Raw genomic sequence first — 14,257 nt, 5'->3', positions numbered from 1 at the left:
AGTGCCTATTAATGGCATGTAAACAAAAGGAGGTCACAATGAAACATATTAGAAAAGCTTTGCTGGTCATGATGGCAGGACTGTTCCTCTTTGGAATAGCTTACGCCAAAGATTATGAGGTAACGAAGAAGGCCGGCGATCTTGATGTGGCTATCAAGATAGATAAAAATCCACCGGTGGTTGGCAAAAACAATATAGAAATTGAAGTCAAAGACGCTTCAGGTAAGCCTGTGACAGACGTAAAGGTGAAGGTTGAATACTCCATGCCGGCAATGCCGGGAATGCCCGCTATGGATTACAAGGCCGATGCTGAGCTGAAGGAAAATAAATATAAGGCGGTCATGGACCTTTCAATGTCCGGCTCATGGAATGTCGTTGTAAAGATAACCCGCGGCGACAAGACATCAAAAGTCAAATTCAGCGTAGATGCACAGTAAAACAGAAGTCAGAAGACAGAAGTCAGAAGGCAGAAGACAGAGCACAGATTTCTCAATCTGCTTTGTGTGCAATTTTGTCTGTCTTCTGTTATCTGTCTTCTGTCTTCTACCTGAGGCCTTCGCCGAAGAGCTTCAACTGCAGCCGCTGATCGACGAGGCGCTGAAAAACAATCATGAAGTCCTCATGCTGAATGCGAGGGAATCCGCCTCAAGATTCAGGATACCCCAGGCGGAGAGCCTTCCCGACCCGATGTTCATGTTCGGCTACCAGAATGACGGAATCAGGGACCCGTACACCTTTGACGAGGAGATGGCCTCGGATTCCATGTGGATGTTCTCTGTCTCGCAGATGTTCCCGTATCCCGGCAAGCTCTCATTAAAAGGCCAAATGGCTGCAAGGGACTCGGAAAGCCTGAAGGCCCTGACGGACTCAGCCCGTTTAAAAACAATAGAGAGGGTCAAAGAACTTTATTACGACCTGTTTTTTTCATACAAGAATATCGACCTCATCAAGGACAAGACAGCGCTTTTTTCAAGGATAGAAAGCGCGGCCCTTGCCAGGTATTCAACCGGGATGGCGCCGCAGCAGGAAGTGATAATGGCGCAGACCGAAAAATATATGCTTCTTGAACAGGAGGAGATGCTGAAGCAAAAGATACAGTCCCTTGAGGCGATGCTTAATGCCGCAATCGGCAGGGACATTAATTCACCGCTCGGAAGGCCGTCTGATGCCGCCCCCACTTTATTCAACCGTGAGATGAATGAACTTATTGAAACAGCTTTTGAAAATTCTCCGTTCATAAAGGCCAGGGGGAAAATGCTCGAAGGGGCAAAGACAAAAGTCCGCATGGCTGAAAAAGAATACTACCCGGATTTCACGGTCAACGCGGGCTATTTCGCAAAAAACAAATATTTTGAAGACATGTGGAGCCTGACCGCTACGTTCAATGTCCCGATCTTTTATAAGACGAAACAAAGGCAGGCGGTGCTTGAGGCGAAGGCGTCATTTGAGGAGACCGAGCATGAGCTTGCCGACACAAAAGTCATGCTTTCCTCGGGCATAAGAGATAATTACTCCATGCTCAAGTCTTCGGAGAGACTGATGGACTTGTATAAAAACGGCTTGATACCCAAGACCTACCAGGATTTTGAATCAGCCATTTCCGAATACACTAACGGAAAAGTTGAGGCCCTGACCGTCATAACAAGACTTAAATCACTTATTGACTATGAAGCGCTCTACTGGAAACAATACACGGAGAGGGAAAAGACAATTGCAAGGCTGGAGGCATTGACGGCGGTAATTAGCCCGGTAGTTAGTAGCCCGTAGTTGGTAGTAAAGGAGAAAAAGAAAAATGAAAACAAAAGCCTTAATGATCCCCGGATTGATAATTTTTTTATTAGCCTTTCTCAGCACCTCTCCATCATATTCCCAGCACCAGCATGAAGCGGCAGCGCCGCAGGCAGAGGAGGAGGCCCCGGCTGTTGAGATCGAGCCTGAAAAACAGCAATTGATCGGCGTTAAAACAACAGAGGCTGCTGTGAAGCCGATGCAGAAGATCATCAGGACCGTGGGGCGCGTTGAATATAACGAAAAAATGCTTACCACTGTAAATACAAAAATTGAAGGATGGATAGAAAAACTCTACATTGATTACACCGGGAAGTATGTGAAGAAAGGCGAGCCGCTCGCGGAGCTCTACAGCCCCGAGCTTGTGGCGACCCAGCAGGAATTTATAAATGTGCTGAAGTGGAACCAATCAGCGGTCAGCGGTCAGCAGTCAGCAATCAGCTCAATGCTGTCAAAAGATGCTGGAAGTTTGGTTGATGCTGCCCGGCGGAGATTGAAATTATGGGACATAACCGATGAGCAGATAAAGACGATAGAGGAAACAGGAAAGCCGGTAAGGACCCTGACGATTTACAGCCCCGCAAACGGGTATGTCGTTCAGAAGGCCGTGCTGCAGGGGATGCGTGTGATGCCGGGTGAAAAACTTTTTGACCTTGCGGATTTATCAAGCGTCTGGGTCATATCGGACATTTATGAATATGAAATACCGTTTATCAAGATAGGGCAGGCCGCTGACATCAGCCTCAGTTATTTCTCCGGCAAGGTCTTTTCATCATCTGTCGATTACATCTATCCTTCACTTGCAGGTGAAACACGTACGGCCAAGGTGAGATTCACCATAAACAACCCGTCAGCTCAACTGAAGCCCCAGATGTTCACAAATGTTGAAATCAGGATCGACATGGGCAAGAGGCTCGTAATCCCGGACAGCGCAGTAATTGATACAGGGGCAAGGCAGATAATTTATGTTGATAAAGGAGAGGGCTATTTTGAGCCGAGGGAAGTTTCATTAGGGCTGAAAGCTGACGGAATGGCAGAGGTCATTGACGGATTAAAGGCAGGAGAAAAAGTCGCCTCATCAGGAACATTCCTCATTGATTCGGAAGCGCAGTTGAAAGGAATAACGCCGATTAAAAAAAGGGATTAGAGGTTGGGGGTTAGGGGTTGGTGACGGAAAAGAAAAAAAGGATTGGGTCTTGGTTATGGGAACAAACAGCAAAATACAAAGTTTTAGGGATTTAACAATTTGGCAGGATGCAATAAAACTTGTAAAAGTTATCTATGAAACAACGAAAACTTTTCCAAGCGCAGAGACCTATGGTTTAACCAGTCAAATTCGTCGTGCTGCTGTTTCAGTACCATCTAATATTGCTGAAGGACATATTAGAAACCATAGAGCAGAATTTAAACAATTTTTATTTATCGCATTAGGTTCTTTAGCAGAATTGGAAACACAGATGATAATAGCAAGCGAATTAGGTTACATGGATGAAGAATCAAAAGAGAAAATTATAGAACGTATAACCGTGATTGGCAGACAAATCAGAAGTCTTGTCTCAAAACTAAACCCTAACCCCCAATCCCCAACCCCCAGGAAATCATGATTTCTAAAATTATCGAATACAGCGCAAGGAACAAGTTCATCATATTTCTTATGATATTCTTCCTCTGCGCGTGGGGATACTGGGCGCTTAGAAATACGCCGCTCGACGCCATCCCTGATCTGAGCGACACGCAGGTCATAGTCTTCACGTCGTGGGAAGGCAGAAGCCCTGACCTTGTGGAAGACCAGATAACATACCCGATAACATCATCTTTGCTCGCCGCGCCAAAGGTCCAGGCAGTGCGCGGGTTTTCATTTCTCGGCAGCTCCTTCATATATGTGATCTTTGAAGAGGGGACGGACATCTACTGGGCCAGGAGCCGCCTGCTCGAATATCTTCAGATCGTAAAAGGGAAACTGCCGGCAGGAGCAAACCCCGTGCTCGGGCCTGATGCCACCAGTCTTGGATGGGGTTTCAGTTACGCGCTCGTTGATGAATCCGCAAGCCACGATCTTTCGCAGCTCCGCACTATGCAGGACTACAATATAAAACTTGCCCTTGAGAGCGTCCCCGGGGTTTCACAGGTGGCCAGTGTCGGCGGGTTTGTCAAACAATACCAGATAACAACAGACCCTAACCGTCTCGCTGCTTACAACCTGTCTCTCATGAAGGTCATCGATGCTGTCAGAAAGAGCAACAAAGACGTTGAAGGCAGAGTTATTGAATTCTCCGGTGCCGAATACATGGTAAGAGGGCGCGGTTATATAAAGAGCATAGATGACCTGAAAAATATTTCTGTCGGAACAAACAACACCGGCACGCCCATACTCCTTCGTGATGTAGCTCAGATACAATTAGGCCCTGAGATACGGAGAGGCATTGCCGAGCTTGACGGAAAAGGCGAGGTAACAGGCGGCATCGTCGTGGTCCGCTTCGGAGAAAATGTCCTTAGCGTTATAGAGCGCGTAAAGGAGCGGATAGAAAAGGACATCCAGCCCTCCCTGCCAAAGGGAGTGAAGATCATCACAACATATGACAGGACCGATCTCATCCACCGCTCAATTGACACGCTCAAAGAGGAAATCATCAAGCTTTCCGTCGCCGTCAGCGCGGTATGCATAGTATTTCTCTTCCATCTTCCGAGCGCGCTTGTCGTAATTCTAACCTTGCCTGTTGCGATCATCATTTCATTCATCTGCATGTATTACCTCGGCGTCACCTCCAATATCATGAGCCTCGGCGGCATCGCTATTGCGATAGGAGCAATGGTTGATGCGTCAATAATAATGGTTGAGAACGCGCATAAGAAATTAGAGGAGTGGGAACATGAAGGACAGAGGACAGAGGGCAGAGGGCAGAAGACAGAAGACAGAAAACAGACAAGAGCCGACGTAATCATCGAGGCGGCTAAGGAAGTCGGCCCGTCATTGTTCTTTTCGCTGCTCGTGATCACGGTGGGCTTTCTTCCGGTGTTCACACTTCAGGCGCAGGCTGGCAGGCTGTTTAAGCCCCTCGCATATACGAAGACCTTTGCGATGCTCTTTTCATCCTTCCTCGCGATTACTCTTACGCCTGTCCTGATGACTCTTTTTATAAGAGGAAAAATAAGGCCGGAGGAAAAGAATCCTATTGTCCATTTCCTGGGTAAACTGTACAGGCCGCGAGTGGCATTTTCCCTGAGATACAGCAAGACCATCATTGGGTTTTCTTTGATAATTGTCCTCATTACCGCCGTTATATTCATATTGCCGATGTTCGACATTACAGTTTTTCCTTCCATGAAGCTCGGCACGGAATTCATGCCGCCATTAAATGAGGGGTCGCTCTTTTATATGCCTGTTACCGTGCCCGGCGCGTCTGTATCCGAGGCCTCAAAACTCCTGCAGATCCAGGACAAGCTTCTAAAGAGTATCCCGGAAGTGTACCAGGTCTTCGGCAAGGCCGGAAGGGCGGAGACCCCCACGGACCCGGCCCCTCTTGAAATGTTTGAGACCGTTGTAAATCTCAAGCCGGAATCAGAGTGGCGGAAGGGGATGGACATGACTAAGCTCAGGAACGAGATGAACGACGCGCTGAGCATCCCTGGAGTTTCAAATTCCATAACCATGCCTATCAAGGCAAGGATTGACATGAATGCGACAGGCATAAAAACAAATGTAGGGGTGAAGGTCATCGGCCCGCACCTGGAAGAAATAGCGAAAATATCAAGGGAGGTTGAGGACGCGATCAAAAGCATCCCCGGCACAAGAAGCGCTTATGCCGAAAGGGTAACGACAGGATACTTTCTTGATATTAAGCCCAGGCGAACAGAGATAGCGCGTTACGGCCTGTCAATGGACGACGTGCAGGACATGATAGAGACTGCGATCGGTGGGATGAATGTTACCTCCACTGTGGAAGGCAGGGAGCGGTATACTGTCAACATCCGCTATCCAAGAGAGTTAAGAAATGACATTGAAAAGATAAAGAGGATACTGGTCCCGGTAGCGATGGGGCAAGGGGCAGAGGGCAAAGGGCAGGAAGGAATGGGTCAGTCTATCCAATCCCCAACCCCTAACCCCCAATCCCTTCAGGTCCCTCTTGGCGAGCTTGCAGACATTAATATTACAAAAGGCCCCACAACTATCAGGAGCGAGGAGGGGCTTCTTACAAATTATATTTATGTCGATTATTCAGGTAGCGATCTCGGCGGCTATGTCGAGACCGCCAGAAAAAAAGTGGCATCCGCTGTAACGCTGCCTGCCGGTTACCGTCTTGTATGGAGTGGGGAATATGAATACCTCGTCAAGATGCATGAAAGACTCAAGCTCGTAATCCCTCTTACATTTCTAATAATATTCGTGCTCCTGTATTTAAATACAAAATCCACGACAAAAACTATGATCGTCTTTCTTGCCGTGCCTTTTTCCCTGGTGGGCTCCTTTTGGTTTCTGTATATGCTCAATTACAACATGAGCATCGCGGTCTGGGTCGGGATGATAGCCCTTGCCGGGCTGGACGCGGAGACAGGCGTGGTTATGCTCCTGTATCTGGACCTGGCTTATGAGCAGTGGAAAAAAGAAGGAAGGATGAATAACCTTGAAGACCTTAAGGACGCCATCATGCACGGCGCTGTCAAGAGAATAAGGCCTAAACTCATGACTGTCAGCGTGATACTCGCCGGACTTGTCCCCATCATGTTCAGCCACGGCGCTGGTTCGGACATAATGAAAAGGATAGCCGCCCCGATGATCGGCGGCGTTGTCACCTCTGAGATACTTGAACTGACAATTTATCCGGCTATTTATTTGATCTGGAAGAGAAGGAAGTTTAAGGCGTAATTTACAAAACACCTTTAATCAATTCCATGTCGACACTGTCCACTATCCTGACTTTGCCTATGGACTCCGGCAGGATAAACCTGATATTGCCTGCCTTGGCCTTTTTATCAAGCTCCATGGCGGAGATGAGATCGGAGGCATTTATTCCATCGGGTATTGCGCCCGGCAGTTTGTATAATTCAACGAGGCCCTTGATCCGCCCCGCCTCTCTTTTTTTGAAGATACCCATTTTTACCGCAAGGTCCGCTGCCGCGCACATGCCGATTGCGACCGCCTCTCCGTGAAGAAATTTTTTATAGCCGGTGGCGGTTTCCAATGCGTGGCCGATCGTATGCCCGAAGTTTAAGATCGCGCGCAGGCCGGATTCCCTTTCATCTTTTGATACGATACCGGCCTTGATCTCGCATGAACGTTTGATGGTTTTTATAATGCTGTCGCCGAGAGTGAGGATGTCCTCCCTGTTTTTTTCGAGGCTGTCAAAGAGTTCCTTGTCGGCGATAACGCCGTATTTGATAATCTCCGCAAGGCCGGATGAAAACTCGCCTTTCGGGAGGCTCCTTAATGTATCAATATCAATCATGACCAGCGACGGCTGATAAAAAGTGCCTATCATGTTTTTACCCAGCGGATGGTTCACCCCGGTCTTGCCGCCAACCGAGCTGTCGACTTGTGAAAGCAGGGTAGTCGGGACCTGGATACACCTTATGCCCCTCATATAAGTTGACGCCACAAAGCCGGTAATGTCTCCGATGACCCCGCCGCCAAAGGCAATGAGCAGTCCGTCCCTGTCAAACTTTGCCTTTAGGAGCCTGCCGTGTATGTGGTAGGTCCACATGAAGTCTTTGTATTCCTCTCCGTCGGGGATGAGAATGACGGTGGGCGTTATGCCGCACTCTTCCAGCGATTTAAGGACCGTTTCTTTATATAGAGGGAAGATCGTTTTGTTGCTGACGATGGCGACCTTGGACGGCCTGAATTCTTTCACCCTGAGGCCAAGTCTCCGGAGGACTTTGCTCCCGATGACAATGTCGTAACTTCTTTCTTTCAGATCAACGGTGACGACCTGCGTGTCAAGCCCTAACATTTCAATTATTTCGTGTGCGGTCTCTTCAGGCGTAATATAATTTGTATCAATTGAGGCATCAGCCTGCTGATAAAGCGGAAGTCTCTCTGTTAGCAGTTTGTTGATCTCCTGCAGGGGCTCCTCAACATCAAGCAGCGGCCTTTTGCCTCCCTCAAGCATTACTCTCTTGAGAATAATCTTCGGGTCTGCCTGAAGCCAGAAGATAATACCCATTCTGCCGAGGTTCTCTACATTTTTTTTATTCTTGATAACGCCGCCGCCTGTGGCGATTACAACATTGTTCATCCGGGAGACTTCTTCAACCGCGGCCTGTTCAACCTTGCGGAAATACTCCTCGCCGCTTTCCTTGAAGATGAGAGAGACCGGTTTTTTCTCACGCTCCTCAATCAGCACATCGGTGTCAATGAACTGGTATCCGAGCTTTCTGCTCAGCTCTTTGCCGACAGAAGTTTTGCCTGTTCCCATAAAGCCTGTAAGTACGATTTTCATTAGTTACCTTGAATTAAATTATAGCAGGTTATTGGTTAGTCGTCATTGGCCATGAAATACATTTCAGAATTCACTTATCTGCTTCAGGTATCCCTTATAATTTCTCTTCACTTCTTCCATGCTGTCGCCGCCGAACTTGGAAAGGAAAGAATCAGCGATTGCAAGGGCTGTAACCGCTTCGCCGATGACCGATGCCGCAGGCACTGCGCACACATCGGACCTTTCATATGCCGCCTTAAAGGGTTTTTTGCTGATAATATCAACTGAGGCGAGGGGTGTTTTCAATGTCGGTATCGGCTTCATCGCAGCCCTGACCACAATTGGCATCCCGTTGCTCATCCCGCCCTCAATGCCTCCGGCGTTATTTGTCCTCCTGTAGAATCCCATGCTCTCTGCCCTTTGCCCTTTGCCCTTTGCGTTGTAGAAAATTTCATCCATCACTTCCGAGCCGTGCCTCTTGCTCATCTCAAAACCAAGCCCTATTTCGACTCCCTTTATAGCCTGAATTCCCATTATTGAAGAAGCGAGTTTCGCATTGAGTCTTTTGTCCCACTGGGTGTGACTGCCAAGCCCGGCAGGCACGCCAAGCACAATGACTTCAAACACTCCGCCGAGGGTGTCTCCCTTTTTCATCGCATTAGTTATTTTGTTGATCATCTTTTTTTCAGCGCTTTCATCCGGACATCTCACAGGCGATGCCTCAGCTTTTTTGAATAAGGATAAAATTGTTTTTATGTCTGTGCTCTGTGCTCTGTCTTCTGTGTTCTGTCTTCTGATCCCGCCTATCTCGGTTACATAACTTATCACTTGAATATTAAATTCAGAGAGGAACTTCTTTGCCACGGCGCCTGCGGCGACCCTCGCGGCAGTCTCCCGCGCGCTTGAACGTTCAAGGATATTCCGTATATCGTGCGTGCTGTATTTAATCGCGCCAGCGAGATCAGCATGTCCCGGACGCGGATGAGTAACAGAAAGGGATTGGGGATTGGGGATTGGGGATTGGGAACGCAGGGACACGGCGCGCCGTGCCGCAGGTTCGGGGGTCATAACATCACACCAATTCTGCCAGTCCTTGTTCTCTATCAAAAGCGTTACCGGCGAGCCGAGGGTTTTTCCGTGCCGCACTCCTGAGAGGATTTGCGCGTGGTCTGTTTCTATCTTCATCCTGCCGCCCCTGCCGTGGCCCTTCTGTCTTCTGGCAAGGTCGTTATCAATGTCTTTTGAAGACAGCGAAAGATTTGAAGGAACGCCGTCAATAATGCATGTCAGCGCCTGTCCGTGTGATTCACCTGATGTGAGGTATCTTAGTTTTTCAAGCATTGTTGATGTAACTTTCGACATCCAGTTTTTTCATGCTACTATGTTATTAAAAAAAGAAAGGGAAGTAAAGAAATAAAACAATAAAAAACACCCCCTAAACTTCGGGGGTGTTCTTTATTGTTGAGTCTTATCAAAATTAACCTGCTAATCTACAGTGCCGGTAACAGGCAGGTAATAATCAACGCCCTTGTATGTAACCTTTATCGTGATTGTGGTAAACTCCGGCAGATCGGTATCTGTCTTGTTTGAATCTTCAAGGGTAAATGAAAGTTCAATAGGACCATTGGTATCAGGAGGCAAATCGGGAAAGGTGTATGAAGTAGTTCCTGAAAGCGTTCCTTTGCTTGTTGAGATAGATACCTTCGTGCCGCCAATCGGAGAATTAAGGTTTATATCTGTCACTAAGAATTTATATGATTGAGATCCGGCGTTTGGAACAGTAATGGTATTTGGAGCAATATCCATATAATACGGACTGCCTGTGATCAGCAAGTTGAGAGACTTGAATATAGTTTTGTCGGAATCCCATGAGCTGTTGCCTGTATCCTGACAAGTGCTATTTCCATTGTCATCTATATACAATTCTTCAGGATCGCTGCTACCGTCATCCCATGCGTCATTATCATTCGCATCAAGATATGCCTCCTGAGATGTATCTGTGAAACTTTCACCAGTGCCGTACATACCGTTTCCATTTGTATCATTGAAGGCTTCTTCTCCTCTCGTTGTGACCATAATAGTCGCCCATCCGTCTCTGGGATGTCCAGATTTACACTTGGACGTTCCGGCGTCATATACATCTATGCCGTAAGTAGTTTCTAAACTGTTGCACAATGTATTTTCCCAAGCCACCGGCGCAACGTCATATGGAATCGGGTTCTGGGTCCTGAATACTACAGATGTGGAACCGTTTGCGTCTGTTATGTCGTTTCTATCAATAGCGCCTGATTCGGAATAGAAGGAAACCGTAGTGCCCTGAAGCACGTTATAGTTTCCAAACCTGTCAGCCATGAACACAGATATATTTGCCTGAATGTTTGCCCATCCAAGTCCCTCAAGGTTGAACTTGTCTGTAACAAGTGTTAAGTGAGCGTCATTAGAGACTCCGCCGCCTATAGATATAGTAGTAGAGGAAGAGGACATGGTTGTCCCTGCAACTGTAGCTGTGATAATAACGGGACCGGCAATCATGCCGCTGTTTAAATATACAGACGCTACGCCGCTTACCGTTGACGCGCTTGCTGTTGTCGGCGAGGTATCTGAATCGCCGATATATTCGCCTCCATTAGAAGGCAGTCTGCCACCTCCGGGGCCGCTCATGACAAAATCAACTGACGTCCCGTCTACAACTGCGTTGCCATTAATGTCTTTTACTGAAAATTTAATAAGTGATACCTCTGTTTGCCCTGACCCCTTGATTCCTATAACCGAAGGAGTGGCAGATGTAAACATAATACTACCTGTGTCCGGCGCTGAAATGGTTATTGTAACAGGATCGCTTTTGCTTCCAGCGGTTGCAGTGATTGTAATATTACCCGCAGTGCTTCCTGCTGTAAACGTCGCGGTAGCTACGCCGTTGGCAGTAGTTGCCTGAGGTGTAATAGAGCCGGAAGTTGTTGAAAAAGTCACCACCGTTCCATCAGGGACATTTGCTCCGGTGCTGTCAAGAACAGTGACGGAAACGCTTGATGTGCCTTGTACGGTTATCGTTGCCGGTGTAGCAACGGCATTTACGCTTGACGGGGCAGTTGCGCCTGTGCCTCCGCCTGTACTGTCACCCGTGCTGCCACCTACAGTATCTCCGCTCTTCGGAAGGCTGCTGCCTCCGCCTCCCCCGCCGCATGCATATGTTAAAAAAATAATTATTACGAATACCAGATAAAAACTTTTTTTCATGAATCAATCCTCCTTAAATACCATTCAGCCATCTTGCCAAATTTATTTGTTGATTACTTATCGTCAAAACCCCACTTCAACTTAAATGTCCTTAATACATTTTCTTGCTTCTTGCATTTTGCATGATTACTTATCGTCAGGATGTGGCTGCAACTTAAATAACAGCAGGATATTTTTCCATGCCCTCATACAGTGATAATAGCTGTATGAGGGCATAGAAAATTATGTATCCTGCGTCACGGAATTAATGAAGACCGTAGATGTCCTATGTAAACTGTAACCTTGTGATTCCGGCTTGTCCGGAATCTATATTGCGGAAGGACTCCCGACAAGCGGGAGTGACAGTCGTGGCGCAGGACTTTTGTTTTGTATAGGTCGTTAGCTTGTGACAATGGAATGCAGATCATGATTTAAGGAATGAAGCAATACGAAAAAGACTTCTTCTGAAATTGAGAGAGATTTCAGAAGAAGTCTTTAGTAGAGTGCAAATCTATTTCAGCTTGGGGAAACGGCGATATGTTACTCGGCCTTTACTTCAAATGTCGCGGTTGCGGACAATGCGCCCGACGTAACCAGGAAATCACCTTTATAGCTTGCCCCGCCGCCTCTTTTATACTGGAAGCTGAGGTAATATGCTCCGTTTTCATCCGTTGTCACGGACAAAGGAGAATCCTTTGGGGTATTGCTGTCAAGAAGCTGCACCAGTCCTGTTGAATCAGGCACAGCAAAAGGAAATGCAATGGATACATTTACATCTCTAAGGGGGATGCCGTTTGCATCTTTCACAACTACAGTAAGACAACAAAATGTTTCTGTTGAAGTTGCAGCGCTTGTGTCGGTGATGGATGCGCTCGACAGGCCAACTGTAATTGTACCATCTGCAGGCGCGTCAACGCTTCCACCGCCCTGCGGGTCGCCTCCTCCGCAGCCTGACAACACAAAAAACAGACTTATTATCATTAGAAAGAAAAAATTAATTCTCATTAGTCCTCCTGCGTCTTGGCGTGTATGATTATTTATCGTCATAAACTTTCATCAACTTTATTTCTTTCACTCTTTACTCTTAACTATATTATTACTTCACGATCCTCGGCGTTATGAAGATCAACAGTTCGGTTGTATCTTCAACGTCTTTCTGGGTTTTAAAAAGCCATCCGAGGCCGGGTATTCTGCTTAGAGCTGGTACGCCCGCATTATTTTTGGAAATGGTAGTTTTAAATATCCCTCCAAGCGCCAGGGTATCAGCGTCCTTTATCAAAACCTGAGTTGTTACCTCATTTGTATTAATCGTAGGCACGCCGCTGAAAGAGACCTGGCTGAAATCGGCCTCGTTTTTCTTGGCCTCTATAGTCAGAAGGATGGTCCCTTCGGGAGTAATATGCGGTGTTACTGTGAGTTCAATGGCCGCATCAACAAAGGCCGTCTGTGTGCCTTCCTGAGAGGTGGTCTGGTAAGGTATCTTTTTGCCCTGCAGGATCTTTGCTTTTTGATGGTCCATTGTCATGACCCTGGGGTTGGAGACTATCCTGCCTTTTCCTGTGGCTTCCATGGCGGAAAGCTGGATATCGAGCGCCCTCAGTGTCTTGGCGCTTATATAGCCGATGCCTAATGAGCCTCCGGCCCCCTGGCCGACAGCGGCGGGAAGATTTACCAGCAAAGGGTTACTGGAAAAGAAGCCATCGCTGCCCACATTGCCGGGCAAAGGAGTAGTGATGCCGGATATTTGTGTCTGAGGGGAAGGCTTTATAAGAGCGCCCCACTGGATGCCGAGCTCTTTGGAAAAGTTTGTCGTTACCTCGACTATTCTTGCGTCAATATTCACCTGAGGCGTAGGCACATCGAGCGCTTTTATGATGCTTGTGTATTCTTCATGTTTTTTATCAACGTCTTTTATTATGACAGAGCTGGTCCTTTCATCAACGCTGATGAAGCCCCTTGCTGTTAGAAGCTTGGCAGTGTCAATCGCCTTTTTTATTTCATCAACCTTGGCGTAATTGATCGGATAAACTCTTGTAACAAGGTCTCCTGATTTTTCCTGGGACTCTTTGGCCCTGGCAATGTCCTCCTCTTCTTTGGCCAGCACCGAGGTCGGAGCTATGCGGATGATGTTGCCTTCAACGGATTTTGATAAACCGTAGTTCCTTAGAATGACATCGAGGGCCTGGTCCCACGGCACGTCAATGAGCTTCATTGAAAACTTGCCCTTAACTTCAGGGCTGACGACTATGTTGTATCCGCTTATGTCTGAGATGAGCCTGAATATATGTGTAAGGTCCGCGTCCTGAAAATCGATGGATATTTTATCTCCTGAATACTCCATTTGCGCAATCGGTTCAGCGTCGGATTTTGCAGCTTCGGGGGCGGCCTCTTCAGTCGCTTTATCTTCTGCTTTGGCTGCTTCCCCTGCTTCGGGATTATTAAAGGCGATAATCAGGGCATTGTCTTTGTATTCGGGAGTTACGTCAACGGGCACTGTGAGCGCAATCATGATTTTCGTAACGTCAACAGCGCCTTTTTCCTTTACAGGGACTATATCCAGAACTCCCGCCCTGTCTATGGTCAGCTTTGTATTGAATTGGCCCGGCTCCGTATTCTGCAGTTCGACTATAAGCTGATACGGGTCGGACGGCTTGTAGATTGTATAATTGAAAGGGGCGCTGCATTTTATTTCGATCTCCGTTGTTCCGTTCCTGTCCGTTACATTTATCCCGGTAATTTCCGGTTTTGCCGAAGCCTGCTCTTCAGCCCGGGCATAGAGCGCCTGGCTGCAAATAAGAAAGACCGTTAGAAGTAGAAAAAATTTTCTGATTAGCATT

Annotated in this window: 10 protein-coding genes; 5 read left to right on the top strand and 5 right to left on the bottom strand. The window is 47.3% G+C overall.

Annotated features, from left to right (window positions below; genetic code table 11):
• Nucleotides 1-38: 38 nt before the first annotated feature.
• From HZB61_02735 to HZB61_02715, 5 genes are read left to right on the top strand one after another with little or no spacing between them, the layout of a single operon-like run.
• Complete coding sequence (locus tag HZB61_02735; protein ID MBI5055521.1) at nucleotides 39-437, top strand: FixH family protein; 399 nt, start codon at nucleotides 39-41, stop codon at nucleotides 435-437.
• The gene (locus HZB61_02730; protein ID MBI5055520.1) at nucleotides 427-1,767 is read left to right on the top strand and encodes a TolC family protein; all 1,341 of its coding nucleotides are present in this window, start codon (nucleotides 427-429) and stop codon (nucleotides 1,765-1,767) included. Before HZB61_02735 ends, HZB61_02730 begins: the two co-directional genes overlap by 11 nt.
• 25 nt (nucleotides 1,768-1,792) lie before the next feature.
• Nucleotides 1,793-2,935: an efflux RND transporter periplasmic adaptor subunit gene (locus HZB61_02725; GenBank protein ID MBI5055519.1), complete on the top strand. Its 1,143-nt coding sequence runs from the start codon at nucleotides 1,793-1,795 to the stop codon at nucleotides 2,933-2,935.
• Nucleotides 2,936-2,990: 55 nt separating this feature from the next.
• Nucleotides 2,991-3,392 carry a four helix bundle protein gene (locus HZB61_02720; GenBank protein ID MBI5055518.1) on the top strand — a complete coding sequence of 134 codons (402 nt, stop codon included), beginning with the start codon at nucleotides 2,991-2,993 and terminating at the stop codon, nucleotides 3,390-3,392.
• Nucleotides 3,389-6,652: an efflux RND transporter permease subunit gene (locus HZB61_02715; protein MBI5055517.1), complete on the top strand. Its 3,264-nt coding sequence runs from the start codon at nucleotides 3,389-3,391 to the stop codon at nucleotides 6,650-6,652. Before HZB61_02720 ends, HZB61_02715 begins: the two co-directional genes overlap by 4 nt.
• Before the next feature lies 1 nt (nucleotide 6,653).
• Here the strand turns inward: HZB61_02715 and HZB61_02710 are convergent, their stop codons facing one another.
• The 5 genes from HZB61_02710 to pilQ form a co-directional block, all read right to left on the bottom strand.
• Nucleotides 6,654-8,225, bottom strand: a complete 1,572-nt coding sequence (locus tag HZB61_02710) for a 3-dehydroquinate synthase (protein MBI5055516.1) — start codon at nucleotides 8,223-8,225, stop codon at nucleotides 6,654-6,656.
• A gap of 63 nt (nucleotides 8,226-8,288) precedes the next feature.
• Nucleotides 8,289-9,545: a chorismate synthase gene (gene aroC, locus HZB61_02705; GenBank protein ID MBI5055515.1), complete on the bottom strand. Its 1,257-nt coding sequence runs from the start codon at nucleotides 9,543-9,545 to the stop codon at nucleotides 8,289-8,291.
• Between the two features lie 144 nt (nucleotides 9,546-9,689).
• Complete coding sequence (locus HZB61_02700) at nucleotides 9,690-11,441, bottom strand: hypothetical protein (GenBank protein ID MBI5055514.1); 1,752 nt, start codon at nucleotides 11,439-11,441, stop codon at nucleotides 9,690-9,692.
• 519 nt (nucleotides 11,442-11,960) lie between these two features.
• Complete coding sequence (locus HZB61_02695) at nucleotides 11,961-12,425, bottom strand: hypothetical protein (protein MBI5055513.1); 465 nt, start codon at nucleotides 12,423-12,425, stop codon at nucleotides 11,961-11,963.
• A gap of 91 nt (nucleotides 12,426-12,516) precedes the next feature.
• On the bottom strand, nucleotides 12,517-14,256 hold the full coding sequence (gene pilQ / locus HZB61_02690; protein MBI5055512.1) for a type IV pilus secretin PilQ: 1,740 nt from the start codon (nucleotides 14,254-14,256) through the stop codon (nucleotides 12,517-12,519).
• Between the last annotated feature and the right edge of the window lies 1 nt (nucleotide 14,257).

This window comes from Nitrospirota bacterium (genome assembly GCA_016214845.1).
In the GTDB taxonomy this organism is placed as follows: Bacteria; Nitrospirota; Thermodesulfovibrionia; order UBA6902; family UBA6902; genus SURF-23.
The sequence above is the reverse complement of the archived record's forward strand: the minus strand, read 5'-3'. Positions and strand labels throughout refer to the sequence as shown.